Origin of the sequence: Lentzea xerophila, assembly GCF_051094245.1 — a bacterium.
In the GTDB taxonomy this organism is placed as follows: domain Bacteria; phylum Actinomycetota; class Actinomycetes; order Mycobacteriales; family Pseudonocardiaceae; genus Lentzea; species Lentzea xerophila.
This window is the reverse complement of record NZ_CP194934.1, coordinates 6,319,041-6,344,876: the sequence shown is the minus strand read 5'-3', so window position 1 is coordinate 6,344,876 and position 25,836 is coordinate 6,319,041. Positions and strand designations below refer to the sequence as shown.

Sequence of the window (25,836 nt, the reverse complement as noted above, 5' to 3'; positions counted from 1 at the left end):
CGTCCGCAAACGTCTTTTGCATAAAGGGCTGCGGAGGTGGGTTCGAAGAGTTGCTTCGGGGTCAGTTCCAGCGGTCGTGCAGGGGACGGGCGCCCGCGGCTTGTTCCGCCCACGGCACCCACGCCGCCGCGGCACCGGCGGGGGAGGACCACGGCTCGTCGGCGTACACCAGGCGGGTGCCCGGCTGGTCGAGCCAGCGCAGGACGACTCCGGCTTCTTCCGGTGGCGCGCCGCGCAGCGGGCCCGCCGTGGGGACGACCGTCTCGGCCGAGGCGACGAGGGCGTCGACGACGGGCATCGGCCGGGTGCCGCGACGGGCGACGCCGGCGGAGGCCAGGCGGCCGTAGCGGACCACGGAGAACTCCCAGCCGCCCTCGCGGTCCGGCCGGGCCGCCACGAGCTGGGGCAGCGCGGCGAGGGCCGCCAGGCGCTGGGCGCGGTCGAGCGACCTGACCAGGCCGGCCAGGCGGTCACGGCGGCGTGCGGCCTCCTCGAAGCGTTCGGCCGAGGCCAGGCCGCTCAGTTGGTCGACGAGCGCGCGCAACGGGTCGGCACTGCGGCCGACGACCAGATCGCGCACCGCGACGACGGCGGGCGAGTACTCGTCGACGGTCTGCCGGCCCGCGCACGGTGCCTTGCAGCGATCCAGTTCGGCCAGGGCGCAGGGGGTGGCCCGCTGGTTCGCCGCCGGGATCTTGATCGTGCACGAGCGCAGTGGCACGGCGTCGAGCAGCGCGTCCGCGACCGACTCGGCGGCCCGCCGGGTGCGGAACGGGCCCAGCGCGCCGTCACGTGGCGTCCTGACCAGCGACAGCCGGGGGAACGGCTCGTCCGTCAGCACCAGCCACCACGCGTGGTGCGGGTTCTTCGACCTGCGGTTGTAGGCGGGGCGGTGCGCGCGTAACAGCCGAAGCTCGCGGACTTCGGCTTCCAGCGGGTGGGCGCACTCGACGGCGTCGACGCGCACGGCGAGCGCGACCATCTCGCGCAGCCTGCGTCTGCCTTCGCTGGCCGTGAAGTACTGCCGGACCCGTCGGCGGAGGTCTGACGCCGTGCCGACGTAGAGCACCTCCTCCTTCGGGCCGCGGAACAGGTACACGCCCGGCGTGGACGGCAGGTGCGAGGCGAGAGAGCGCTTGCGGCGTTGTTCCGGCGTGACCTCCGGCAGGTACGCCAGCAGCTCCTCCAGGGAGTGCACCCCGACGTTGCCGACGCGCTCCAGCAGCGCGTGCAGCACCTCGACCGTCGTCCTCGCGTCGGCCAGCGCCCGGTGCGTCGGTTTGGTGGAGGTGTGGAACAGGTCCGAGAGCGCGGACAGCCGGCACGACGGCGCCTCGTCGCGGCTCAGCACGCGCCGGGCGAGCTTCACCGTGCACACCACCGACGGCTTCGGCCACCGGTAGCCGTGCCGTTCGCAGGCCGCCTTCATGAACCCGATGTCGAAGCCCGAGTTGTGCGCCACCAGCACCGCTCCGGCCGCGAACTCGAGGAACGCGGGCAGCACCGTCTTGATCGTCGGCGCGCCCGTCACCATCAGCTGCGTGATCCCGGTCAGCTGCGCCACCATCGGCGGGATGCCTCGCTCGGGGTCGACGAGCGTGGCGAACTCGCCGAGCACCTCGCCGCCGCGGATCTTCACTGCGCCGATCTCGGTGACGGCGTCCTCTTCGGCGCTGCCTCCCGTGGTCTCCAGGTCGAAGACGACGAACGTCGTGTCGCGCAACGGCGTCCCGAGCTCGTCGAAGGACAGTTGTCCGGTCACGGGGCGCACGGTAGCGAGGGGGTCTGACAATTTTCGACGGTGATCATTCGCGTGGCTGTGACCTGCGGTTGCTCCATTGGAGTGGTCTCCGGGTGATCTTTTCCAGATCGTTGTTCCGGGGGTGGACACGTCCGTGCGCTGCTCAGGCGCGGGGGCTCTAGCCTGTGGGGGTGCCCGACCCGATGCCCGAGCCCGAGTTCGACCAGCCTGCCGAGGAGGTAGGCGAGTCCACTGTGGACTGGTCGGCCCTGCCGGAGCCGTTGCGGGTGAGGCTCGCGGAGCTGGGCGCGGACGCGCTGGGCGAGATGGCGAAGGTCGACGTCCCCCAGCACCTGCGGCCGGTGGCGAAGTTCGCCCCGACCAAGCGCGCCAGACTGGGTGGGGCGCAGGTCGTGGCCGGGCTGCGGAGCTCGGCGAACTTCCGCACCGCCGTGGTCGAGTGGCTGCGCAAGAACCGCCCGTCGACGCTGGAGGTCACCTCGCCGGACCCGGTGACGGCCGCCGCCGCGGCGGTGCTGACCGGTGACGAGGTCGCGCCGCACTACGTGGAGCTGGTGTCGCGGCGCGTGGGCGACGCGACGCTGCGGGCCGAGCGCGACGCCGCGGTGGTCAGGGCGGAACGGCTGGAGAGCGAGCTGGAACGGCTGCGGGCCGAGCGCACCCAGCTCGACGGCGCCACCGAACGCGTCCGCGCGGACGCCGAGGTCGAGCTGGAACGCCTGCGCAAGCGGTTGCGCGAGCAGGGCGTGAAGCTGCGGGAGGCCAAGGACGCCGCCCAAGCCGCGGCTGCCGAGGTGGACAAGATCCAGGAACGCACCGCGGACGAGGTCAAGCGCCTGACGGCCGAGCGCGACCGGGAGCGGGAGCGGGCCGAGACCGAGCGCGGCAAGGCGCAGCGGGCGATCGCGGACGCCGAGGTGGCGCGGCAGTCCGCGCGGGAAGCCAGGCAGGCGGACGAGGTGCGGCTCGCGCTGCTCGTCGACACCCTCGACGGTGCCGTGACGGGCCTGCGCCGCGAGCTGGCCCTGGGCGGGACCGGGCCACGTCCCGCCGACCTCGTGCGGGGCGCCAGCACGTCGCAGGGGGCCGTGGGGCGCGTCGAGGACCCGGCGGCGCTCGACAGGCTGCTGGCGTTGCCCGCGGTGCATCTGGTGGTGGACGGCTACAACGTCACGAAGACCGGCTATCCGGAGCTGTCGCTGTCCGATCAACGCGATCGGCTCGTGCACCAGCTCGCCGTGCTGGCCGCGCGCACGGGTGCTGAGGTGACGCTGGTGTTCGACGGCGCCGGGGTGGTGGCTGTGCCCGCGGCGGCGCCACGGGGCGTCCGCGTGCTGTTCAGCGACCCCGGTGTTCTGGCGGACGACGTGATCCGTGCGCTGGTCACCGCGGAACCCGAGGGGCGGCCCGTGGTGGTGGTGACGTCGGATCGCGCGGTCGCCGATTCGGTGCGTCGTCGTGGCGCGCACCCCGTGCCCAGCGCGGTGCTGCTGGCCCGTCTCGGGCGTGTTTGATCACCCGGTAGCCTGACGCCGTCGATCTTGGCGGTCTTGTTCTGGCGAAGGGGATCGGCGACCTCATGTCGCGCAAGCTCACCCGTGGTTTTCTGGTTCTCGTCCTGGTGCTCTCGGCTACTCCGGCTGTTTCGTCAGCCGCGCAGCCGGCTGATCCCGCACGCGCGTACGCCGATCTGACGGCGCAGGCGACCAAGCTCAACGAGGATGTCCTGCGCGCGCAGGAAGACCTCGTCCAGCGCAGGGCCGAGCTCGACCGCGCGACCGCGACGGTCGCGGCGGCGCAGCAGATCGAGCGGCAGGCCAAGCGGGACGAGGAGGACTACCGCGGTCAGGTCGACCTCATCACCCAGGCGTCGTTCGAGGGCGCCCGGTTCAACCAGCTGTCGGCGCTGCTCGTCGCGGACTCGCAGCAGGACTTCCTGAACCGCCTGGAGATGATGCGGGTGCTGGCCGCGGACAAGGCGGAGTCGCTGGCGCGCCTGTCCGGTGCCGTGGAGAAGGCGCGTCAGGCGCATCAGGTGGCGGAGAGCGCCCGCAACCGTGCCGCCGAGGCCACGGTGGCGGCCGAGAAGCTGAAGGCCGACCTGGACGCGCGGAACCGGGCGTTGCAGGCGCAGATCGGCGAGGTGCGGTCGGCGTTGGCGCGGTTGCCGGCCCCGGTCGTGTCGCGGTTGCGCGATCCGGGCGACCGGTCGGCGATCAGCGTGCCCACCGGAACCGCGGGACTCGCCCTGGCGTTCGCGCTGGAGCAGCGAGGGGACGAGTACAGGTACGGCGGGACCGGCTTCGACCAGTGGGACTGCGCCGGGCTCACGATGAAGGCCTACGCGGCGGCGGGATACACCATTCCCCGTACGTCCGGAGGCCAGGCAGGCGTCGGACGCGTGGTCTCGCGCCCCGAGGTCCGCGCGGGCGACCTGATCATCTACTACTCGAGCCGGTCGCACGTCGCCATGGCGGTCGACAACACCCGCGCGGTGCACGCCTCGACCGAGGGACAGCCCGTGAAGATCGCGCCGATCGACGCCATCGGGCCCATCGCCGTGATTCGGCGCATCGAAGGCTAGCGTTGCGCCGGTGAGGCACCTCAGGACGTTGCTGGCGGTCACCGTCGCCGCGACGTTCCTGCTGGGCCTCAACGTTGCATTGCGGCCCGCTGAGTTGCGGTCGACCGCAACAACTCATTGCAAAGAGACCGCGCTGACGGTGGCGTCGGGCGCGGTGACCAGCAGTTCTTGTGACGGCGAGCTGGCTTCGCGGGTGTCGGGGCTGTTGGACGAATCGGTGCGCGGCGTCGCCGATATATTGGATATCAGCTGGGCGCGGCGCGTCGAGGTCGTCGTGCCGGCGACCGATTCCGAGCTCGTGTCGCTGGTCGGGCCGGCGTTCGCGGACATGGCCGGGATCGCGATCCGCGACGGTGCCGGGCAGCGCGTGGTGATCAACCGGGTGCGCGCGGCGGCGCTGACGGACGTGGAGTTGCGCGTGCTCCTGCGCCACGAGATCACGCATGTCGCGACGCGCGACCTCACCTCCGACTCGGCACCGCTGTGGCTGGTGGAGGGATTCGCGGACTGGGTGGCCTTCCACGGCCTGGGGCTGTCGCTCCGCCAGGCCGCGCCGTTGCTCACCTCGGACGTCTCGGCGCTGCCGGCCGACTTCGGTGGCGCGGGTCGTGACCTCGCCTACCAGCAGGCGTACTCGATCATGGTCTACCTGGAGTCGAAGCTGGGGGAGCGCGGCGTCGTGGACTTCTTCCTGCAGCACGCGTCGATGTCCACTGCCGAGTCCACTGCCGACCTCGGTGCGGCCGACCTGGCGGGTTGGCGTGAGTTCCTGAAAACGACCATCGGATAGCGTTGGGTTCGTGCGCCGAACCTTGCTGGTGACCAACGACTTCCCGCCCCGCCCCGGTGGCATCCAGTCCTACCTGCACGCTCTGGCGACACGGCTGCCCGCGGCCTCGCTCGTCGTGTACGCGCCGAAGTGGAAGGGCGCGCAGGAGTTCGACGCCGCGCAGCCGTTCCCGGTGGTGCGGCACCCCACGTCGCTGATGCTGCCGACGCCGGACGTCCTCGCCCGCGCCCGCGACATCGCCCGCGCCGAGTCGTGCGAGGCAGCGTGGTTCGGCGCGGCGGCACCGCTGGCGTTGCTGGCGCCGTCACTCGGGTTGAGCCGCGCGGTGGCGTGCACGCACGGGCACGAGGTCGGCTGGTCGATGCTGCCGGTGGCGCGGCAGGCGCTGCGGGCCATCGGGTCCGGTGTGGACGTCGTGACCTACGTCAGCCGCTACACCCGCTCCCGGTTCTCGGCGGCGTTCGGGCCGATGGCGGCGCTGGAACACCTCCCGTCCGGTGTGGACACCGAGCTCTACCGCCCGGATCCGGCCGCGCGCGCCGAGATCCGCCGCCGGTACGGGCTCGGCGACCGGCCGGTGATCGTGTGCGTCTCCCGCCTGGTGCCGCGCAAGGGCCAGGACGTCCTGATCCGCGCGTTGCCGCTGATCCAGCGCTCGGTGCCGGACGCCGCGCTGCTGATCGTCGGTGGCGGGCCGTACCGGGCGACGCTCGAGAAGCTGGCCGCCGGGTCCCGCGACATCGTGCTGACCGGCTCGGTGCCGTGGGAGGAACTGCCCGCGCACTACAACGCCGGCGACGTCTTCGCGATGCCGTGCCGCACGCGTGGCCGCGGCCTCGACGTCGAAGGACTCGGCATCGTCTACCTGGAGGCCTCGGCGACCGGGCTGCCCGTGGTGGCCGGACGGTCCGGCGGAGCACCGGAGACCGTGCGGGACGGCATCACCGGCAACGTCGTCGACGGCCTCGACACCGAGAACGTCGCCGAGCGGATCGCGGGCCTGCTCGCCGATCCCGGGACGGCGGCCAAGATGGGGCGCGCCGGTCGCGAGTGGGTGAGCGACCACTGGCGGTGGGACCAGCTGGCGCACCGCCTCGAACGCCTGATCGGCTGAGCGCCTCGTCGTGCACTGCTTGTATACCGGCGGTCGGCATCCCGTATGCCTACTGTGAGCAGTCCGTATGCCTACTGTGGCCAGTCCGCATGCCCGCTGTCGACGCTTGGTATGCCTGCGGTCGGCACGTTGAGTGCCTGCTGTCGGCTGACTCGCGGAGTTCTCGGCCTCGGTCTGACGCTCGCGCAGGTGACAACGTTGTCACCTGCGCGAAACGATAGTTCGCATATCCCGAACGATGCGGGCGAACGCTGGCGGTCAGAGCAGGTCGCGGGCGCGGTTCTCCAAGGCGCGCAACCCGAGTTCGGCACCGCGCCGAACGGCCTGCTCGGCGGCGGACCGCGAGTCGGCGTGGCGGTCGAGGTTCCGCCACACCACAGCGAGGGCGATCAACGCGCGGACCTCACCCGAGGCGTAGCCGATCCGCCGCGCCGTGGCCAGGGCCTGCTCGAACAGCTCAGCCGCGGCGCCGAACTCGAACAGCGCACGCCGGACCTCGCCGAGCGTGATCCGCACCGACGTCGCCACCTGCGGATCCCCGCCGTCGGCGACCAGCGACAGGGCACGCGAGGCCAGCGACAGGGCGGTGGAGGTGTCGCCGGAGGCGAGTTCCAGGGCGGCGAGGTTCTCCAGGGCCTCGGCCTCGCCGGCGGGGACGTTGCCGATCTCCAGGGCGCGTTCGAGGTGGGCGCGCGCCTCGTCCGGCCGGCCCTGCAGGCGCAGGGCCATGCCGAGGTACGCGTGGCTGTCGGCGCTCGGCGCGAGGGCCAGCGCCTGGGAGAAGTGCTCGACCGCGCCGTCGATCTCGCCGAGTTCCACGGCGAGCTGGCCGAGGTTGTACAGGCCGGTGCTGATGCTGTCCGACGAGTGCAGCATCTCCAGGCAGCGGACCAGGGCCTCCTTGGCCGCGCCCAGTTCTCCCGAGCGGCGGTGCACCAGGCTGAGGTTGTTCAGCACGCTCGCCTCGGCGTCCTTGTCGCCCAGCGCGCGGTACAGCTCGATGGCGTGGTGGTGGTGCTCCACCGAGAGCGGATACTCGCCGAGCCGCAGGTAGAGGGTGCCGAGGTTCGCGTGCATCGCGGCCTCGGCCGGGTGGTGCGCGGACGCCTGGGCGGCCTGCAGGCCGTGGTGCGCCGTCGCGAGCCAGTCGCCGACGTGCTGGCCGATCCACAGGTAGCCGCGCAGCGCGTCGGCCAGCTGCCAGGCCATCTCGGCGGGGCCGTGCTCGGCGGCGTGCCGGATGGCGGCGGTCAGGTTCGGGCGTTCCGCGTCGAGCCACGCCAGGGCCTCGGCGGAGGTCGAGATCCGCGGCGCCGGTCCCTCGGCCGACGACGGCAGCCGCACGATGCCGGGGTAGAGCAGTTCGGCGCAGCGTTCGACGCCCCGCGCGTAGTGGTTCAGCAGCGCCGTCCACGCCGCCTGCTGCTCGGAGGAGCTGTCCGACTCCTCGCGCAACGCGGCGGCGTAGCGCACGAGCTCGTCGTGGAACCGGTAGCGGCCGGGGACGGTGGCGTTCTTCGGGGGAACGACGAGCTTCGCGATCGCCAGCACCGTCAGCAGGCCCTCGGCGTCCACGTCGGCCAGCGCCGAGGCGGCCTCCGCGGTGAAGTCCGGCCCCGGCACCAGCGACAACAGCCGGAACAACCGCTGCGGCGCGGGAGGCAGCGCGGCGTAGGCGAGCTCGATCGGCGATCCCGAGATCGTCACGTCGTCCCGCCCGGCCAGGTAGGCCGCTGCGACCCGCAACGCCAGCGGCAGGTGCCCGCACCGGGCGGCCAGTTCGGCGTGGTCACCGGGCCCGAGCAGCTTGGACAGCAACGCCTCGGACTCCGCGGCGTCGAACACGTCCACCGGCACGGTTCGCGCGCCGTTCATCGCGATCAGGCCGCGCAGGTCGTCCCGTGACGTCACGATCACCCGGCACGACGCCGTCCCCGGCAGCAGCGGCCGCACCTGGTCCGGCGCGGAGGCGTTGTCCAGCACCAGCAGCATCCGCCGGCCCGACAGCAACGACCGCAGCATCGTGCTCTGCTCGTCCGCGTCCGGCGGGATCTCGTCCGGCGGCACGCCCAGCGCCCGCAGGAACCGCGACAGCACGTCCTTGCCGTCCGCGGGCGGCCCCAGCGCGTAGCCGCGCAGGTCGACGTAGAGCTGCCCGTCCGGGAACCGGTCCCGCAGCAGGTGTGCCGCGCGCACCGCCAGCGTCGTCTTGCCCACCCCGGGTTGCCCCGCCAGCGTCACGATCGGCACCGAACCGCCCGTGAGCAGCCCGGAGATCCGCTCCACGTGCCGGGAGCGCCCCGTGAAGTCCTCGATGTCGTCCGGCAGCCGCATCGGTGACGCCCGCGCGCGTTCCGGTTCCCGCGACACCACCGGCGCCGCCAGCTCCCGGGCCCGCACCAGGATCGCCTGGTGCAACGACCGCAGCTCCGCGGACGGGCCGATGCCCAGCTGCTCGTCCAGCGTCCGGTCGAGCTGCCGGAACGCCTCCAGCGCCTCCGCCTGCCTGCTGCCGCGGTACAGCGCGACCATCAGCTGCGCCCAGAACCGCTCGCGCAACGGGTGGTCCCGCGTCAGCGCGAACAGCTCCGGCACCAGGTCCGCGTGGTTGCCCAGTGCGAGTTCCACGTCGATCCGTTGCTCGTGCACCGTCATCAGCAGCTCGGTCAGCCTCGGCGCGTGCTCGGAGTACAACGTCTCCGACGGCACGTCCGACAGCACCGGTCCACGCCACAGGTCCAACGCCTCAGCAAACGCTTTCCGTGCGGTGACCAGGTCGTCGGCAGCGGCGGCCACACGTCCGCGAGCCGCCGCGTCAGCGAACCGGTGCGCGTCCACGGCCAGGGGATCGACCCGCATCCGATAGCCGTCGGCGGCGGTCTGGATCAGTGACGGGTCGCCCAGCGCCGCCCGAAGCCTCATCACGTACGTCTGCAACGTTCCACGTGTGCGCGCGGGCGGTGTGTCCCCCCACACGTGCTCGACGAGTTCCGTCACGGGAACGACGCGGTTCGGCCGCAGCAGCAACGCCGCCAGCAACGCTCTGTGCTTGCCCGCGCGCAGCACCACCGCCGAGCCGGCCGGGCGCACTTCCAACGGGCCGAGCAGCCGGAACTGCGGACCCGAAGTCATTGCTTTCCCCTCGTACGAGCCGGATGATCCCCGTCTGCCGGACAGCCTATTAGCGCGCTGTCGCCAAGTGACATCGGCGCGTCAGCGATACGTCAGCGCCGTACGGCAATCTTCCTCATGTCCCGGTCGGGGGGCCGGGGCAACAAACTTCTCGGGTTCCGCGGAGATCCGCGGATCACGATCGCTGGGGGTCGAAAGGCCCAGGAGCTCGCAACGAGCTCCTGGGCCTTTCGCGTACTTCCAGGGACTACTTCGCGTAGATCGCGTCGATGTCGGACGCGTAGGTCGTCGCCACCACGGAGCGCTTCAGCTTCAGCGACGGCGTCATCTCGCCACCCGCCTCGGTGAAGTCGACCGGCAGCACCCGGAACCTGCGGATCGCCTCCGCCTGCGACACCGACTTGTTCGCCTCGTCCACCACGGCCTGGATCTCGGCCAGCAGGTCCGCGTCCTCGATCAGGTCGGGGACCTCGGCCGACGCCGGCTTGCCGTGCGACTCCTTCCACGACGGGAAGAACTCCGGGTCGATCGTGATCAGCGCGCCGATGAACGGCTGCTTGTCACCGACGACCATGCACTGCGAGATCAGGGGGTGCGCCCGGATCCGGTCCTCGAGCTGCGCGGGGGAGACGTTCTTGCCACCGGCGGTGACGATGATCTCCTTCTTGCGGCCCGTGATCTTCAGGAAGCCGTCGGAGTCGAGCTCACCGATGTCACCGGTGTGGAACCAGCCGTCCTCGAGGGCCTCCTTGGTGGCGGCCTCGTTGTTCCAGTAGCCGGTGAAGACGATGTCGCCCTTGATCAGGATCTCGCCGTCCTCGGCGATGCGGATCGACGTGCCCGGCACCGGCAGGCCGACGGTGCCGACCTTCTCCTGGCCGCTGAACGTCACGCACGCCGCCGCCGACGTCTCGGTCAGGCCGTAGCCCTCGTAGACCGGGATGCCCGCGCCGCGGAAGAAGTGCGACAGCCGGTCACCCAGTGGCGCGCCGCCGGAGACCGCCGCGATCGCGCGACCGCCCAGGGCGGCACGCAGCTTCGTGAACACCAGCTTGTCGAACACGGCGTGCTTGATCCGCAGGCCGAGGCCCGGACCGCCGTTGTCGAGCGCCTGGCTGTACGCGACCGAGGTGGCCTCGGCGGCGTCGAAGATCTTGCCCTTGCCGCCGGCGTGCGCCTTCTGCTTCGCGCCGTTGTAGACCTTCTCGAACACGCGCGGCACCGCGACGACGAACGTCGGGCGGAACTGGCCGAGGTCCTCGACGAGGTTCTTCACGTCCGCCGTGTGGCCGACGGTCGCACGCGAGTACACGCACGCCAGTGCCAGGGCGCGCGCCAGGATGTGCGCGAGCGGCAGGAACAGCAGCAGCGAGTTGCCGGCGGTGAGGATCTCCGGGAACCGCGACAGCGCCGACCGCACCTCGGACAGCAGGTTGCGGTGCGTCAGCGTGCAGCCCTTGGGGCGGCCCGTCGTGCCGGACGTGTAGACCAGCGTCGCCGTCTGCTCCGCCTTCACCAGCCCGCGGCGCTCGTGCACCTGCTCGTCGGTGATCTCGGCGCCCAGCGCGGTCAGCTCGTCGACCGCGGCGGCCGAGCCCTCGATCTGCCACACGTGGCGCAGCTCGGGCAGCTTGCCGACGACCTCGTCGACCAGCGCGCGGTGCTGCGCCGCCTCGACGAACACCGCCGTCGCGCCGGAGTCGGACAGGATCCACTCGATCTGCTCCGCCGACGACGTCTCGTAGATCGGCACCACGACGCCGCCCGCCGCCCAGATGGCGAAGTCGAGCAGCGACCACTCGTAGCGCGTCTTGGACACCAGGCCGACTCGGTCGCCCAGTTCGAGACCGGCCGCGACCATGCCCTTGGCGACCGCCATCACCTGCGCGGCGAAGTCACGCGCGGTGATGTCGATCCAGGTGCCGTCGACCTGCCTGCGGAAGCTGACGGCGTTGCCGAAGCGCTCCGCGTTGGCCCACACCATGTCGGTGAGGTTCTCCTCCGGAGCCACAGCGGCGGTGGCGGGGACGCTGAACTCGCGCACGTCAACCTCCGTACGGTGAAATGTTACTGGTGGGGAAACTTAGCGTGTGATTCCGGCAATACAAAGGTCGGTACGCCCTTCCGTTACCTTTTGTCCTCATGGCCAGCGTGGACGTCGTCGACGAGACTTTCCTGGCGGTACCACCCAGCGTGGTCGCCGCCGCCTTCGCCGCGCCGGAGTCGTGGCGGGCGTTCTGGCCCGATCTCGACCTGGACGTCTACGCGAACCGGGGTGACGAGGGACTGCGCTGGACCGTCGCCGGCGCGCTCGTGGGCACGATGGAGATCTGGCTCGAGCCCATGCTCGACGGCACCTTGCTGCACTACTTCCTCCGCGCTGACGCGCCCGCCGGGGCGCTCACCCCGCGCAACGCCCGCCGCGAGGTGCAACGCCGCCAGCTCGACGCGAAGTCCGTCGCGCTGGGGTTGAAGCTGACCCTGGAGGACGGCCGACCGGCCGGCTGCCCGCCAGGAGTGTGATCTTGCGCCACGCGCGTCTCGGAGAACACCCCCGTGCGGCGTCAACTAAGTTGGAACCGTGCGGGTTCACGTGGTTTCCGATGTGCACGGCAACGCGGAGGCGCTCGCGCGCGCCGGTGACGGTGCGGACGCGCTTCTCGTGCTCGGCGACCTGATCGACTTCGTCGACTACCACGACCATTCCAAGGGGATCCTCGGCCGCGTCTTCGGGCCCGAGAAGGTCGGGATCTTCGCCGAGCTGCGCCGGGGCACCAGGCGCGCGGACACGGCGAGCTACATCCGGTCGCTGTGGGACGGTCTCGCCGACGCCCGCACCATCGTGGAAGAAGCGGTGCTGGAGCAGTACCACGCGTTGTTCAGCGCCATGTCCGCGCCGACGTACGCGACACCGGGCAATGTGGACAGTCCGCACCTCTGGCCGCGGTTCGCGGGCGACGGTGTGCACGTGCTCGACGGCGACTCAGTGGAGATCGGCGGGCTGAGGTTCGGCTTCGCGGGCGGCGGGCTGATGGTGCCCGGCCTGGTCCGCAACCCCAACGCGCCGTGGTTCCCGTACCTGCGCACGGAGGAGGACATGGCGGCCGCGCTGGAGCGGATGGGGCAGGTCGATGTGCTGTGCACGCACATTCCGCCGCTTGTTCCGGAACTGACGTACGACGTCGTCGCGCGCCGTCCCGAATGGGGATCTCGGGCCGCGCTGGGCAAGATCGTGAACGAACGCCCGCGCTGGTCGGTGTTCGGGCACGTGCACCAGCCGTTGGCCCGGCGCGTGCGCGTCGGCTACACCGAGTGCATCAACGTCGGGCACTTCCAGCGCAGCGGCAAGCCTCACGTCCTGAACTGGTAGCCACGCGAGTAACCTCCATCTCTATGGCCGACGAGTCCACTCAGTCCATCGTCATCGACGCTCCGCCTGAGAAGATCATGGCGATCATCGCGGACTTCCCGTCGTACCCGGACTGGGCGAACGGGATGAAAGAGGTCGAGGTCCTCGACACCCGCGACGACGGCCGTGCCGAGCAGGTGCGGTTCGCGATCGACCAGGGTCCCGTGAAGGACGAGTACACCCTGAAGTACGCCTGGGCCGCCGACGGTCTGTCGGTGAAGTGGGAGCTCGTCAAGGGCACCATGCAGAAGGCGCAGCAGGGCAGCTACGTGCTGACGCCGGCCGGCACCGGCACCAAGGTCACCTACACGCTGTCGGTGCAGCTGGTGATCCCGATGATCGGGCTGTTCCGCCGCAAGGCCGAGAAGCTGATCCTCGACACCGCGCTCAAGGAGCTCAAGAAGCGCGCGGAGAAGGCGGCTTGAGCCGGGTCCTGCTCTTCACCGGCAAGGGCGGGGTCGGCAAGACGACGCTGTCCGCCGCCACGGCCGCCTCGCTGGCCGCGCACGGCCGCAAGGCGCTCGTGGTCTCCACCGATCCCGCGCACTCGCTGGGCGACGCGCTCGGCGTCCGGCTGGGCGCCGAACCGTCCGAAGTGGACGCCCCAGGGACCTCGGTCGGCGGGTTGTTCGCGTGCCAGATCGATCCTCGTGGTCTCGTCGACGAGGCGTGGGGAGAGCTGCGCGGGCACCTGCGGACCGTGCTGGCGGGCGCCGGTGTCGACGAGCTCGACGCCGAGGAACTCACCGTGCTGCCGGGCGTCGAGGAACTCCTCGCGCTCGCCGAGGTGCGCAGGCTCGCGTCGTCCGGGCCGTGGGAGGTCGTGGTCGTCGACTGCGGGCCGACCGCGGAGACGTTGCGGCTGCTGTCACTGCCCGAGGCCTTCGCCGGCTACCTCGAACGGCTCTTCCCGACCCACCGGCGCGTGGTGCGCGGGCTGCTCGCGGGCGTCGCGGGCACCGGGACCGTCGAGAAGTGGGACGCGACGGCGGACGCGCTGAGCAGGCTCGCCGAGCGGCTCGACGCGTTGCGCTCGCTGCTCTCCGACCCGTCCTCGTGCTCGGTGCGGCTGGTGCTGACGCCCGAACGCGTCGTCGCCGCCGAGACCCGCCGCACGCTGACCGCGTTGGCGCTGCAGGGAATCCGGGTCGACAGCGTGATCGCGAACCGGCTGGTGCCCTCACCGGGGGCCGCGCGTGGTGCCGCCGCTGCCTGGTTGCGCACGCGCCGGCACGAGCAGGACGCCGTGCTGGCCGAGCTGACCGGAATCGGCGAGATCCGCACGGTCGACCACCGCGCGTCCGAGCCCGTCGGTGTGCCGGCGTTGCTGGAGGTCGCCGCGCAGCTCTACGGCGAGGAAGACCCGTTGCCGGGCGCCGCGGTGCCCGCTTCCGGTGTTTCAGAGCCGTTGCTGGAGGTGTCGGGCAGCGGTCGCGGACTCGACGCCCGATACTCGCTGCGGATCGCGTTGCCGCTGTCCGACGACACGGACCTCGACCTCGCGCGTGTGGGCGACGACCTCGCGTTGACCGTCGACGGCCGCCGTCGGCTCGTGGCGCTGCCGTCGTTGTTGAGGCGCTGCATCGTCACCGGTGCGGAGATGGACTCGGGCGGTGTGACGGTGGGGTTCCGGCCGGACCCGTCCCTTTGGCGCTGACTGTGGCGCTGATCAGGAGCTTTGGATGACCCAGGACAACACCGGCAACCTCGCCGAGGAGCTGCGGCTGCTCATCGACACCGCCGCCGAACGCATGCAGCCGTGGCTGCAGCGCGTCGCCGAGGCGAGCGACGACGGCGCGCACACGCCCGAGACGTGCGGCTGGTGCCCGTTGTGCAACGGCGTGGCGCTGCTGCGCGGCGACCGCTCCGAGCTGGCCGCGAAGGCCGCCGAACACGCGGCGGGCCTGGTCGCGGTGCTGCGGGCCGCCCTGCGCGAGCCGGGTGCCCCGCCGACGGCTCCCGCGGGTGAGGAGCCCGCTCCTGAGTCTGATTCCGGCGCCGGTCAGCGCGTGCAGCACATCAAGGTCGTCAGGAAGACCGACTAGTGCTCACGGTCGGAGTGGACATCGGTGGCACCAGCATCCGCGCTGGCGTCGTGGACCCGCGCGGTTCGGTGCTCGACACCTCCCGCGCGCCCACCCCCGCGGGCGAACGCGCCCTCGAAGACGCGATCGTGGCCACCGTGGAGGAGGTGGCGGACCGGCACGCGGTGACGGCCGTCGGTCTCGCCGTGGCGGGCTTCATCGCCTCGGACCGCCGCACGGTCCGTTTCGCGCCCCACCTGGCGTGGCGGCAAGCCGACGTCGCGGACCGCATGAGCGACCGCCTGGGCATGCCGGTCGTCCTGGAACACGACGCGAACGCCGCCGCCCTCGCCGAACACCGCTTCGGCGCCGCACGCGGTGCCGGCACCGCCGTCCTGGTCGCCATCGGCACCGGGATCGGCGCCGCCCTGCTGCTCGACGGCGAGGTCTTCCGCGGCGCGCACGGCGTCGCCCCCGAACTGGGCCACCTGCGCGTCGTCCCGGACGGCCGCCCCTGCCCGTGCGGCAAGAACGGCTGCTGGGAGCGCTACTGCAGCGGCACCGCCCTGAGCGCCACGGCCGTGGAACTGCTGGCCAAGCACCCCGGTGTCTCCACCGTCCTGGCCCGCGAGGCCGCCGGTGACTCCCGCGCGGTGACCGGCCGCCGGGTGGCCGGCGCGGCCCGCGACGGCGACCCCCTGGCCAAGCGCGCGATGGCCGACCTGGCCCGCTGGCTGGGCGAGGGCCTGGCGCTGGTCGCCGACGTCTACGACCCCGAGGTGATCGTCATCGGGGGAGGGGTGTCGACCTCGGCGCCGCTGTTCCTCGACGACGCCCGCGAGCGCTACGCGTCCGTCGTGACGGGAGCGGGCCACCGGCCGCTGGCCCGGATCCGCACCGCGCAGCTCGGCGACGACGCCGGCATCGTGGGTGCGGCGACCCTGGCCCGCGAGATGGCGTCCCAGATGACCACCCAGATCACCACGCGGACGGCGAGGAACCACTCCCGCCGTTCTTGAGCGCGCCTTCTCGCCCACGCGCCGGCAGCCGGTCGCTGCCGGACAGATCGCTGAAAAAGCCGAGCCATGGCGGACGTCCTGCCGACCTTTGCAACGGCCTTTGCAACAGCTCGTTTGTGGACGAGGTCAAAAGAGTCATTGCTAAGCAGCAGGTCAGCGAGTTCCATAGCTGATATATCGGTTGCGGAATGCTCGATTCGAGCGGTATGTCCAACCTGCGGAAGGCAGCGCGGACGCTCCCGGAACCAGACGCCGAGGGCCGGCACGGGGCCTTTCCTGGGGCGGCGGGACTGGCAGTCGTCGTCTCTTCGAGAGGGCTGCGACTCGCCGTGCGTGGCATCGGCGAGGAGTTGAGTGTCGCGGCGGACGTGTCGGGGTCTGTTCGCCCGCCGCGAACACCCAGTTCGGGGGACTATCGGCCGAGCAGGCGCAGGATGCGCGGGCGGCGGCGCTTGGCGCGCTCCGCGTCCTTCTTGCTCAGGGTCGCCATGGCACGGGCCATCATCAGGTGCTGCATCTGGTCCATGCACGACACGGTAAGCATGCCCGAATCGTTATCTGAAGGTTTGAGTGGCCGTTATCACGTCGTTACCAATCAAGACGTGACCTGTCACACCTGGGCGCCGTCGTCCCATCCGGAGTCGGGCGGCGGGGTGTTGCGCATGCGCAGGATCAGCCAGCCGACGCCCGCGCAAAGCGCGACGAGCGACAGCGGGGTGCCGATGCGCGGCTGCAGTCCGAAGAGGCCGGGGGCGACCAGCAGGACGATGCCCAGCGCGAACAGGCCGAGCGCCGCCAGCGTGGAGGCGCGCAGTGCCGGGAGGGGCGGCGGCTCCGGCGGAACGTAGTGGTCCTCGTCGGCCGGGTCGCGCCGTTCGGGCTCTTCCAGGACGTCGGACGGGATGTCGTCCGCTTCGTCGCGTGCGTCGAGCCTGCTCGGCTCGGGCTCGTCCGCGCTCGCCTCGTCGAGGTCGAGCCAGTCCTTGCCGACCCCGTCCCGCTCGAGACCCGCGACGATCTCGGCAAAGAGCTCGTCGACGTTCTCGGGGCCGTCGGTCGAGTCGCGCCGGGCGTTCATCCAGAGCCTCTCCATGTGCCGCAACCCTCTGACCCCTCATCGTTGCACGGGCCGGATGTGTTGCGAGTTACGGCAGTCGGCTCAGTCACGCCGTCACGCACTAACTTGGGATTCGTTGTGTGAGGTGCGGTCGGCTCCGTAGGCTGGTTGCCGGGATCAAGGTTCGGTGTCTAGGGAGGCGCTTCCCGCTGTGCTGTATTGGATCATGAAGCACGTCCTCCTGGGACCGATCTTGCGGCTGTTCTTCCAGCCGAAGATCATCGAGGGCGCCGAGAACATCCCGAAGGAGGGTGGCGCGATCCTGGCGAGCAACCACCTCGCCGTTTCGGACTCCTTCTTCCTGCCACTGATGCTGTCGCGGCGCGTCACCTTCCCCGCCAAGATCGAGTACTTCACCGGCACGGGGCTCAAGGGCAGGCTGCAGAAGTGGTTCTTCTCCGGCGTCGGCCAGGTGCCGATCGACCGGTCCAGCGCGTCCGCCGCGCAGGGAGCGCTCGACACCGGCGTGCGGATCGTGCGCGAGGGCAAGCTGCTCGGCATCTACCCCGAGGGCACGCGTTCCCCCGACGCCCGCCTGTACAAGGGCAAGGTCGGTGTCGCGTGGATCGCGCTGGAGTCCGGCGCGCCGGTCATCCCCGTCGCGATGTTCGGCACGGACAAGGCGAACCCCATCGGCTCGAGGATGTGGAAGCCGCACCCGATCCGGATCAAGATCGGCAAGCCGCTCGACTTCTCCCGCTACGAGGGGCTGTCCGGCGACAGGTTCGTGCTGCGGTCGATCACCGACGAGATCATGTACGCCCTGATGGAGCTCTCCGGCCAGGAGTACGTCGACGTCTACGCGTCGAAGGCCAAGGAGCAGGCCGCGGACGTGCCGGAACAGGCCAAGCCGGCCGACCGGGTGCCCGAGAAGAAGGCCGGCTGACGGCAACCCCTAGGGTGTCGCGGTGCGGTTTTTCTACGACTGTGAGTTCATCGAGGACGGGCTGACGATCGACCTGGTGTCGATCGGTGTGGTCGACGAGGAAGGTCGCGAGTTCTACGCCGTGTCCACCGAGTTCGACCCCGATCGCGCGGGGCCGTGGGTGCGGCAGAACGTCCTCAACCAGCTGCCCTCGCCCGCGGACAAGGCGTGGCGCAGTCGTGAACGCATCCGCGAGGACCTGCTCGACTTCCTCGGCGCCCGCAACGCCGCGCGCGACGACGTGGAGCTGTGGGCCTGGTTCGCCGCCTACGACCACGTGGCGCTGGCGCAGCTGTGGGGCGCGATGCCCGCGTTGCCGCGCGCCCTGCCCCGGTTCACCCGCGACCTGCGGCAGCGCTGGGACGACGTCGGCCGCCCCCGGCTGCCCGCCCCGCCGGCCGACGCGCACGACGCCCTCGCCGACGCGCGGCACAACCTCGCACGGTGGAAGGTGATCGAGGAACAGCGCAAGAAAATCGGCTTTCCTGTCCGGTAAGTGAGACCCGCGTTGCTGCACCGATACAGCTCGTGACAGTCTGCGTGACACAGAACACGAGAGATGGGGAAGCAGATGCGCATCGGTGTGCTCACTGGCGGTGGTGACTGCCCCGGTCTGAACGCCGTGATCCGGGCCGTGGTCCGCAAGGGCATCAAGGCACACGGCTGGGAGATCGTCGGGTTCCGCAACGGGTGGCAGGGCCCGATCGAGAACCTCACCAAGTCGATCGACCTCGCGGACGTCGAGGAGATCCTCACCCGCGGTGGCACGATCCTGGGCTCGTCGCGCACGAACCCCTACAAGGTCGAGGGCGGTGTCGACCGGATCCGCGAGACCATCGCGGAGAACCAGATCGACGCCATCATCGCGATCGGCGGCGAGGACACCCTCGGTGTCGCCAAGCGCCTCACCGACGACGGCATCGGCGTCGTCGGTGTGCCGAAGACGATCGACAACGACCTCGGCGCCACGGACTACACGTTCGGCTTCGACACGGCCGTGCACATCGCGACCGAGGCCATCGACCGCCTGCGCACCACGGCCGAGTCGCACCACCGTGCGCTCGTCGTCGAGGTCATGGGCCGCCACGCGGGCTGGATCGCGCTGCACTCCGGTCTCGCCGGTGGTGCGAACGTCATCCTCGTCCCGGAGCGCCCGTTCAGCGTCGACAAGGTCGTCGAGCACGTCGAACGCCGCTTCGAGAGCGAGTTCGCCCCGATCATCGTCGTCGCCGAGGGCGCGATCCCCGAGGGTGGCGCCGAGGTGCTGCACTCCGGTGAGCGCGACGCCTTCGGTCACGTCCGCCTCGGTGGCGTCGGCCAGTGGCTCGCGGAGGAGATCGCGGACCGCACCGGCAAGGAGTCCCGCGCGGCCGTCCTCGGCCACATCCAGCGCGGTGGTACGCCGACCGCGTACGACCGCGTGCTCGCGACCCGTTTCGGACTGCACGCGGTCGACGCCGTCGCCGCCGGTGACTTCGGCACGATGGTCGCGCTGCGCGGCACCGAGATCGCCCGCGTGAAGCTGTCGGAGGCGACGGCCGAGCTCAAGACGGTTCCGGCCGAGCGCTACGAAGAGGCCGAGGTCTTCTTCGGCGCCTGATCTCCGGCCGGTTTTGGGCCGATGTCTGAGCCTGATATATCGGATATTGCACATCGGAATGCCGGGCGTCACCGTCGACGCCCGGCATTCCGCGTGTATACCGCCGGTGTCCCACTCGCCGGGACTCGCGTTGTGATCGCGTGCACGCTCACTGGAATGGTTTTTTTCACCATCCGTTGAGCTGTTTCAGGAGACCTGATGAGCGACGCGCGAGTCGTCCTGCCCGAGCCGGACGCCGGCGAGACCGGGCCGTACACCCACCTGGGCTTCGCCACGGCGAAACCGGGCCGTGAGGACGAGGTCGAGGCACTGATCCTCGGACTCGTCGAGCCGTTGCGCGCGGAAGAGGGCTCGATCGAGTTCCACGTCCACCGCGACCGCGCGGACCGGTCGCTGTTCGTGATCTACGAGATGTTCCGGTCGAAGCAGGACCTGGAGAAGCACCTCGCCGAGCCGTACGTCCAGGAGTTCGTCCGCGCGATCCAGCCTCTCGTAGCCGGTCCGCTGCGCCAGCAGTTCCTGCGCATGTCCAGCGCCCTGCCCGAGGGGAGGTAGGCCGTGGGACTGCTGATCTTCGCCGTCGTCACCCTGCTCTTCCTCCTCACCCGCAGGATGTGGGGCAGGCTCACGGGGAACCCGCTGCCCCGGGTCACCGCACGGCCGGGCAGCGGCTTCCTGGCGGGCCTCGGCAAGTCGAGGACCCGGCCGGAGCCGTCGGTCGCGCCACCGAAGGCCGCGACCCGCGCCCGGTTGCCCCGCTACGACTGCGACGTGCTCGTCGTCGGCGCCGGCCCGAGCGGCCTGATGACGGCGGCACTGCTGGTCCGCCAGGGCGTCAAGGTCTGCATCGTCGACGCCGGCGACGGTCCTGCCACCGAGTCGAGGGCGTTCGCCGTCCAGGCCCGCACCATCGAGCTCTTCCGCGGCATCGGGCTCGCGGACGAGCTGCTCCGGTGCGGCGTCGTCACCACCGGCATCCGCTTCCACATCAGGGGCGAACACGTCGGCGGACTCGACTTCGACCGCGCGAGGGCGGCGACCACGCCGTACCAGTTCATCCTCATGGCGCCGCAGTCCGAAGTGGAGGAGGTACTGCTCAAAGACCTGGCACGGCACGGCGTCACCGTCCGGCGTGGCACGAGGCTCACCGACCTCCAGCAGACCGAGGACGCCGTCACCGCCGTCCTGACCGGCCGCACCGTCAACGCCCAGTACGTCGTCGGCGCGGACGGCGCCCACAGCACCGTCCGCCGGCAGCTCGGCATCAGCTTCGACGGCGACAAGTACGCCCAGCGCTACCTTCTCGCCGACTGCAAGGTCGAATGGCCGCTCGACCACGCGCACTTCCGGGTGTTCGTGAACCGCGACCGCATCGGTCTGTTCCTGCCGCTCCGGGGCGCCGAGACGTCCCGCGTCATGGTCACCGACTTCGGTGAGCCGGGAGCGGACTTCGACCTGGAGACCCTGCAGTCCGAGCTCCGCAGGGCGATGAACCTGCCCGTCACGCTGAGCGCCCCGATCTGGACCAGCCGCTACCAGGTCCACCTGCGCGGAGTCGACGACTACCGCCGCGGCAGGGGTTTCCTCGTCGGCGACGCCGCCCACATCCACTCCCCGGCCGGCGGCCAGGGCATGAACACGGGCCTGCACGACGCGGCCAACCTCGCCTGGAAGCTCGCGGCGGCGATCAACGACGACGTGGACCTGCTCGACACCTACTCGGCCGAACGGCACCCGGCGGGCGTCAGGCTGCTCGAGTTCACCGACCGCCTCTACCGGGTCGCGGCGGGCCTGCGAGGCTGGCGGGCCTGGTTGCGGGACACCGCGGGACCGTTCCTCATCGGACGGATGTCGGCGGCACCGATCCCGCACCGCAAGTCGTTCCACCGCCTCTCGCAGCTGAGCCTCGGCTACCGGCCCAGCGAGATCAACGTCAACGAGCTGCTCTACTCGCTCAAGGGCCCTCTCGCGGGCCAGCGCGTCCCCGACGCCCGCATCAACGACCACGAGCAGGTGTTCGATCTGCTGCAGGGCTACCGGCTGCACGTGATCGCGTTGTCGCGCAAGCACCTCACCGCCGACGAGATCACCGCGCACACGACGGCCATGGCCGGACTCGGCGTCACCACCCACCTCGTCGCCCGCGTCGAGGCCAGGCCGGACGACCGCGTGCACCGGGCCGACTCCGCGCAGGTGTTCGAGCACTACGGTCTCACCGAACCGGAGTCGCAGGCCCTGTACGTGATCCGCCCGGACGGCCACGTCGCGTGGCGCTGCGACGAGCTCGACTTCGAGGCCTGCCAACGGTTCCTGGCGACGGTGCGCCGCCCGGCCGCACAACAGGTCCAAGCCGCATAAGACAAGGCGGCCCGGCGAAACCGGGCCGCCTTCCTCTCACGCCATCGCCGGCGATATGTCCATGTGCACGCGGTAGTCGACGATCTTGTTGCCGGACATCCAGATCACCGTCACACAGGGCAACGCGAGCGGCTTCCCGTCCGGGGCCTCGGTCTCGATGGTGAACCGGCAGAACAGCTGGTCGCCTACCTCGGCGACCTGGTCGACCACGTGCCGCACCCACGGCAACGCGCCGGCCGCACCAGCGGTCGCCGCCACCACGGCGGCACGCCCGATCAACGGCTCGTTGTTGCCGAACGTGTAGGTGGCGTCCTCGGCGAACCAAGCCCCGAACGCTTCCGCGTCACCGGAGTCGACCGCGGCGCACATCTGCCTCACCATGCCCGTGCGGTCAACAGCAGCGCGCGTCATGGCTTCTTCTGCAGCGAAAGGCCGTGCTGCACCATGATCTCCGCGACCAGCTTCATGTCGCGCGGCCCCGGCGGCAGTTCGGACAACGCCTGGTAGTAGTTCTCCAGCCCCGGCGGTGACACGACGGCCACCACGCGGGTCTCCTCGTCGAACGGGTTGTGGAACATGTGCGGCACCCCGCGCGGCATCAGCAGCGAATCTCCCGGCCCCAGCACGTGTTCCTCGCCGTCCAGTTCGACGACGACCCGCCCCTGCACGCACGTGAACAGCTCGTCCTCGCGCGAATGGATGTGGGTGGGTGGCCCGCCGAGGTTCGGCGGCACGACGTACTCGAACAGCGAGTAAGCGCCCTTGGTGTCCGCGCCGGTCAACCGCGTGTAGATGCCGAGGCCGATCGCGCCGACGTTCGTGCCTTCACCGCTGCGGTAGACGTGATGCTTCACGGGGGTTTCCATGGTCTCCAACCTCATTTCGACCGAGCCGGGTGAGCAACTGGGGCGTGACCTTGCGGTACGCCGAGGGCGCGACCGGGTTGAGCCAGTGCGACGCACGGGTCGCGCGGCCGATCTGCAGCCCGAGGTCCGACAGCACCTCGTCGGCGTTGTGCAGCGAGAACGGGATGATCTTCGTGCCGCGGCAGTGATGTGTGCTCGTCGCCTCGTCCATGAACGCGAGCTGCGCTGTCACGTCCGCCCGGCGCGTGGCGTCGTCCGGCAGCGAGAGCGCTCCCGCGAGGTCGGCCGCGATCCACAACGCCGCCAGTTCCGCGTTGAGCGGGCTGAAGAACGACGAGTTGTAGCCGTTGAAGTACAGGCCCGGCACGCCGATCGGCTGGATCTGCCGGTACAGCGCGAAGTTGCCGCGCTCGTCGAACAACCGCTCCTGGACCTCGCCGGGCAGGAACGGCACGCCCTGGGTGAACCCGGTGGCGCAGACGACCAGGTCGGCGGGCAGCACCGTGCCGTCCGACAGGACGGCGCCGCCGGACTTCAACCGCTCGATGGTCATGTCGCGGCGCACCCGGATCGCGCCGGACTCGACGCCTTCGAAGAACCCTTCGGTGACAAGGCCGATCGCGCCCTTGACGATGTCCTCCATCTGCCCGGACGGCACCAGGTCGTGCTTCGCGAGGCCGAACTGCCGCACCGACACCGAACCCAGTGAGTTGAGCATCGAGCGGCGGACCTTGTCCGCGGGGCCGTGCAGGAACTTCTCGAACCCGCGCACCCACCGGTAGCGGAACAGCGCCTCGCCCATGCGGGTCAGCAGCAGCATCTTGAAGTTGACCACCCCGGCGATCCTGCGCGGGACCTTCCACAGCAGCTGCCGCGCGATGATGTCGGTGCTGGCCGCGACACCGCTGATCGGCACCGTCACGTCGCACGCGGACTTGCCGTACCCGACTACGAGGACGTGCTTGTCCCGCGCCTGTTCGACGTCGTGGAACTCGGTGCCCGCGAGAACCTGTCCACCGGCCGCCTCGAACTCCTCACGGCCGGGGAACGCCGGCACGGAAGGCTCGCAGAACACGCCGTTGGCCACGACAACCCGGTCGTACCGGTACGTCGTGCCCGTGTGCGTGGTCAGCTCCCACTCGTCGTCGACGGGCACGACGGACGTCACCGCCGTCTCCAGGCGCAGGCACGCGTCGACACCGAAGTGCCACGTGTAGGCCTCCAGGTACGCCTGCACCTGTTCGCCGGTCGGCCACTCCGGCAGGTCCTTCGGCATCGGGAAGTCCGAGAACGAGTACTGGGCCTTGGGGCTCTGCGTGGTGAGGCCGGGGTAGCGCCGGGTGCGGCTCCACACGCCGCCGACGTCCGGTGTCCGGTCGAACACCTCGGCCTCGTGTCCTGCCTGCAGCAGCACCTTCGCCGTGGTGAGGCCGGCGACTCCGGCACCGATGATCGCGACTCGCATCCGGTCCTCCTGGGTGAGGATGTGACGGACCACACTGTGGAGCGCGCGCACGTTCGCGACCAACCGGAAGTCCCGGCTAGTGGGACTCCCAGCGCCGGGTCGAGTAAGCCCGGCTCGCCGCGGCGGCCGCCATCCGCACGGCCGGACCGATCCGTTCCGGGCGCACGGCCGCGCTCGGCCCCGTCACGGACAGCGCGGCGGCGGGCTCACCGGTCGCGGTGAAGATCGGGGCCGCCACGCAGCTCACGCCGACGTTGCCCTCCTCCCTGTCGTAGGCCCAGCCGCGGTCCGGGACCGCGGCGAGCTCGCGGCGCAACGCCGTGGGGCTCGTGATGGTGCGCGGCGTTCGGCGTTCCATCCCGGCTGCGATCACCGCGTCCACGGTCGCCGCGTCGGAGTAGGCGAGGATCGCGCGGCCCAGACCCGAGCAGTGCGCCGGGATCATGCCGCCGACCTGGGACAGCATCGGCATCGGCCGGTGCCCGGTGATCTTGTCGACGATCAGCACGCGGGTGCCGTCGAGCACGCCGAGCTGCACCGTGACGCGGGCGGCCGCGTAGAGGTCCTGCAGGAACGGCAGCACGGCCTCGCGCAGCTCGTGCCGCACCGGTACGAGGCCGGACAGCTTGAACAGGCCGGTGCTGATCCGGTAGCGGTCGTGCGGCTTGTCGAGCCAGCCGAGGTCGATCATGCGCGCCGCCGTGCGGTGCACCGTCGAGCGCGGCAACCCGGACCTGCGCACCAGTTCGGCGAGGCCCAGCTCGCGGTGGGCGGCGTCGAAGGCGTCCAGGATCGCCGCCGCGCGTTCGAGTGAACCGCTCGGCTCGGTCGGCTGCGAGTCCCGGTCACTGGGACTCATCCTTGGTCCGCCTCTGCCACACGGTGACTGTAGGAGCTCATGGACGCAAACACCACGCGGGTCGCGCTCGTCGGGGGCGGCGCGGGCGGAATCGGTGCGGCGACGGCCGCGGCGCTCGTCGGGAGCGGGCACCGCGTCGTGCTGGCCGGACGCACCGAATCGACGCTGAAGGAGACGGCCGCGGCGCTCGGCGCCGACCATCTCGTCGGCGACCTCGCCGATCCGGGTGAGGCCACCGAGCTGGTGCGCGAGGTGACCGGCCGGCACGGCTCGCTCGACGTGCTGGTCGTGAACGCGGGCGGGCCGTCTCCCGGAGGACTCTTCGAGGTGCCGGACGCGCAGTGGCACCGCGATCTCGACCTGCTGCTGCTCGGGCCGCTCGCGTTGCTGCGGGAGGCGCTGCCCGCGATGGCGCGGCGCGGGTTCGGGCGGGCCGTGGTGATCACCTCGACCGCGGTGCGGCAGCCGCAGCCCGGACTCGCGTCGTCCACGGTGCTGCGCGCGGCCGTGACGTCGGCGGCCAAGCTCGCGTCACGGCAGTTCGCGGCGGACGGCGTCACGGTCAACTGCGTCGCTCCCGGCGCGACCCTGACACCTCGCCGGCTGGAAGTGCTGCGCCGCAGGGCCGAGGAGACGGGCGTCGACTTCGACACCGCGGCGGCCCAGGACCTGGCGGACATCCCGGCACTGCGCGCCGCGGACCCCCGGGAGATCGCCGCCGCGGTGGCGTTCCTGGCCTCGCCGCAAGCCTCGTACGTCAACGGCACCGTGCTCACCGTCGACGGCGGACGCACCGAGTTCGCTCTCTGAAA

Annotated in this window: 24 protein-coding genes; 16 read left to right on the top strand and 8 right to left on the bottom strand. The window is 70.9% G+C overall.

Annotation, left to right across the window (positions count from 1 at the left end):
• Nucleotides 1-61: 61 nt before the first annotated feature.
• Entirely contained in the window at nucleotides 62-1,771 is a 1,710-nt protein-coding gene (locus ACRSBM_RS30005; RefSeq protein WP_434448398.1) for a DEDD exonuclease domain-containing protein, read from the bottom strand.
• Nucleotides 1,772-1,944: 173 nt separating this feature from the next.
• Between ACRSBM_RS30005 and ACRSBM_RS30000 the strand changes: the two genes are divergently transcribed.
• The 4 genes from ACRSBM_RS30000 (at nucleotide 1,945) to ACRSBM_RS29985 (ending at nucleotide 6,250) form a co-directional block, all read left to right on the top strand.
• Nucleotides 1,945-3,276: an NYN domain-containing protein gene (locus ACRSBM_RS30000; protein WP_434453268.1), complete on the top strand. Its 1,332-nt coding sequence runs from the start codon at nucleotides 1,945-1,947 to the stop codon at nucleotides 3,274-3,276.
• A gap of 65 nt (nucleotides 3,277-3,341) precedes the next feature.
• Complete coding sequence (locus tag ACRSBM_RS29995; RefSeq protein ID WP_434448397.1) at nucleotides 3,342-4,346, top strand: NlpC/P60 family protein; 1,005 nt, start codon at nucleotides 3,342-3,344, stop codon at nucleotides 4,344-4,346.
• Nucleotides 4,347-4,356: 10 nt separating this feature from the next.
• Nucleotides 4,357-5,136 (top strand): hypothetical protein, encoded by a 780-nt coding sequence (locus tag ACRSBM_RS29990; protein ID WP_434448395.1) that lies wholly within the window; start codon nucleotides 4,357-4,359, stop codon nucleotides 5,134-5,136.
• A gap of 10 nt (nucleotides 5,137-5,146) precedes the next feature.
• Nucleotides 5,147-6,250 (top strand): glycosyltransferase family 4 protein, encoded by a 1,104-nt coding sequence (locus ACRSBM_RS29985; RefSeq protein WP_434448393.1) that lies wholly within the window; start codon nucleotides 5,147-5,149, stop codon nucleotides 6,248-6,250.
• A gap of 258 nt (nucleotides 6,251-6,508) precedes the next feature.
• Here ACRSBM_RS29985 and ACRSBM_RS29980 read toward each other — a convergent pair whose 3' ends face one another.
• On the bottom strand, nucleotides 6,509-9,382 hold the full coding sequence (locus ACRSBM_RS29980) for a BTAD domain-containing putative transcriptional regulator (RefSeq protein ID WP_434448391.1): 2,874 nt from the start codon (nucleotides 9,380-9,382) through the stop codon (nucleotides 6,509-6,511).
• Nucleotides 9,383-9,629: 247 nt separating this feature from the next.
• Entirely contained in the window at nucleotides 9,630-11,426 is a 1,797-nt protein-coding gene (locus ACRSBM_RS29975; RefSeq protein WP_434448389.1) for an AMP-dependent synthetase/ligase, read from the bottom strand.
• Between the two features lie 98 nt (nucleotides 11,427-11,524).
• Here ACRSBM_RS29975 and ACRSBM_RS29970 point away from each other — a divergent pair, with 98 nt between their 5' ends.
• From ACRSBM_RS29970 to ACRSBM_RS29945, 6 genes are read left to right on the top strand one after another with little or no spacing between them, the layout of a single operon-like run.
• Nucleotides 11,525-11,905, top strand: a complete 381-nt coding sequence (locus ACRSBM_RS29970; protein ID WP_434448387.1) for a polyketide cyclase / dehydrase and lipid transport — start codon at nucleotides 11,525-11,527, stop codon at nucleotides 11,903-11,905.
• A gap of 58 nt (nucleotides 11,906-11,963) precedes the next feature.
• A complete protein-coding gene (locus ACRSBM_RS29965; protein WP_434448385.1) occupies nucleotides 11,964-12,752 on the top strand; it encodes a metallophosphoesterase family protein in 789 nt (262 codons plus the stop codon).
• A 23-nt stretch (nucleotides 12,753-12,775) separates the two neighbouring features.
• Entirely contained in the window at nucleotides 12,776-13,216 is a 441-nt protein-coding gene (locus ACRSBM_RS29960; protein ID WP_434448383.1) for an SRPBCC family protein, read from the top strand.
• Nucleotides 13,213-14,448: an ArsA family ATPase gene (locus ACRSBM_RS29955; RefSeq protein WP_434448381.1), complete on the top strand. Its 1,236-nt coding sequence runs from the start codon at nucleotides 13,213-13,215 to the stop codon at nucleotides 14,446-14,448. The genes ACRSBM_RS29960 and ACRSBM_RS29955 overlap by 4 nt, the downstream gene beginning before the upstream one ends.
• A gap of 25 nt (nucleotides 14,449-14,473) precedes the next feature.
• Entirely contained in the window at nucleotides 14,474-14,836 is a 363-nt protein-coding gene (locus ACRSBM_RS29950; protein WP_434448379.1) for a hypothetical protein, read from the top strand.
• Nucleotides 14,836-15,834, top strand: coding sequence for an ROK family glucokinase (locus ACRSBM_RS29945; protein WP_434448377.1), 999 nt, complete (start codon nucleotides 14,836-14,838; stop codon nucleotides 15,832-15,834). Before ACRSBM_RS29950 ends, ACRSBM_RS29945 begins: the two co-directional genes overlap by 1 nt.
• Before the next feature lie 610 nt (nucleotides 15,835-16,444).
• On the opposite strand, the gene ACRSBM_RS29940 is transcribed toward ACRSBM_RS29945, so the two are convergent.
• Complete coding sequence (locus tag ACRSBM_RS29940) at nucleotides 16,445-16,927, bottom strand: hypothetical protein (protein ID WP_434448375.1); 483 nt, start codon at nucleotides 16,925-16,927, stop codon at nucleotides 16,445-16,447.
• 175 nt (nucleotides 16,928-17,102) lie between these two features.
• Between ACRSBM_RS29940 and ACRSBM_RS29935 the strand changes: the two genes are divergently transcribed.
• The 5 genes from ACRSBM_RS29935 to ACRSBM_RS29915 all read left to right on the top strand — a co-directional run bounded on the left by ACRSBM_RS29935 (nucleotide 17,103) and on the right by ACRSBM_RS29915 (nucleotide 21,834).
• Nucleotides 17,103-17,837 carry a lysophospholipid acyltransferase family protein gene (locus tag ACRSBM_RS29935; protein ID WP_434448373.1) on the top strand — a complete coding sequence of 245 codons (735 nt, stop codon included), beginning with the start codon at nucleotides 17,103-17,105 and terminating at the stop codon, nucleotides 17,835-17,837.
• A gap of 22 nt (nucleotides 17,838-17,859) precedes the next feature.
• Entirely contained in the window at nucleotides 17,860-18,372 is a 513-nt protein-coding gene (locus ACRSBM_RS29930; protein WP_434448371.1) for a polyadenylate-specific 3'-exoribonuclease AS, read from the top strand.
• Nucleotides 18,373-18,447: 75 nt separating this feature from the next.
• The gene (locus ACRSBM_RS29925) at nucleotides 18,448-19,476 is read left to right on the top strand and encodes a 6-phosphofructokinase (protein WP_434453266.1); all 1,029 of its coding nucleotides are present in this window, start codon (nucleotides 18,448-18,450) and stop codon (nucleotides 19,474-19,476) included.
• Nucleotides 19,477-19,674: 198 nt separating this feature from the next.
• A complete protein-coding gene (locus ACRSBM_RS29920) occupies nucleotides 19,675-20,031 on the top strand; it encodes a putative quinol monooxygenase (protein ID WP_434448369.1) in 357 nt (118 codons plus the stop codon).
• 3 nt (nucleotides 20,032-20,034) lie between these two features.
• Nucleotides 20,035-21,834: an FAD-dependent monooxygenase gene (locus tag ACRSBM_RS29915; RefSeq protein WP_434448367.1), complete on the top strand. Its 1,800-nt coding sequence runs from the start codon at nucleotides 20,035-20,037 to the stop codon at nucleotides 21,832-21,834.
• A 36-nt stretch (nucleotides 21,835-21,870) separates the two neighbouring features.
• Here the strand turns inward: ACRSBM_RS29915 and ACRSBM_RS29910 are convergent, their stop codons facing one another.
• The 4 genes from ACRSBM_RS29910 to ACRSBM_RS29895 all read right to left on the bottom strand — a co-directional run bounded on the left by ACRSBM_RS29910 (nucleotide 21,871) and on the right by ACRSBM_RS29895 (nucleotide 25,024).
• Nucleotides 21,871-22,245, bottom strand: coding sequence for a nuclear transport factor 2 family protein (locus ACRSBM_RS29910; protein WP_434448365.1), 375 nt, complete (start codon nucleotides 22,243-22,245; stop codon nucleotides 21,871-21,873).
• A complete protein-coding gene (locus tag ACRSBM_RS29905) occupies nucleotides 22,242-22,700 on the bottom strand; it encodes a cupin domain-containing protein (RefSeq protein ID WP_319978369.1) in 459 nt (152 codons plus the stop codon). Before ACRSBM_RS29905 ends, ACRSBM_RS29910 begins: the two co-directional genes overlap by 4 nt.
• On the bottom strand, nucleotides 22,660-24,165 hold the full coding sequence (locus tag ACRSBM_RS29900; protein ID WP_434448363.1) for a flavin-containing monooxygenase: 1,506 nt from the start codon (nucleotides 24,163-24,165) through the stop codon (nucleotides 22,660-22,662). The genes ACRSBM_RS29905 and ACRSBM_RS29900 overlap by 41 nt, the downstream gene beginning before the upstream one ends.
• A gap of 76 nt (nucleotides 24,166-24,241) precedes the next feature.
• Complete coding sequence (locus ACRSBM_RS29895; RefSeq protein WP_434448361.1) at nucleotides 24,242-25,024, bottom strand: IclR family transcriptional regulator; 783 nt, start codon at nucleotides 25,022-25,024, stop codon at nucleotides 24,242-24,244.
• Nucleotides 25,025-25,063: 39 nt separating this feature from the next.
• On the opposite strand from ACRSBM_RS29895, the gene ACRSBM_RS29890 reads away from it, so the two are divergent.
• Nucleotides 25,064-25,834: an SDR family oxidoreductase gene (locus ACRSBM_RS29890; RefSeq protein WP_434448360.1), complete on the top strand. Its 771-nt coding sequence runs from the start codon at nucleotides 25,064-25,066 to the stop codon at nucleotides 25,832-25,834.
• Nucleotides 25,835-25,836 lie beyond the last annotated feature (2 nt).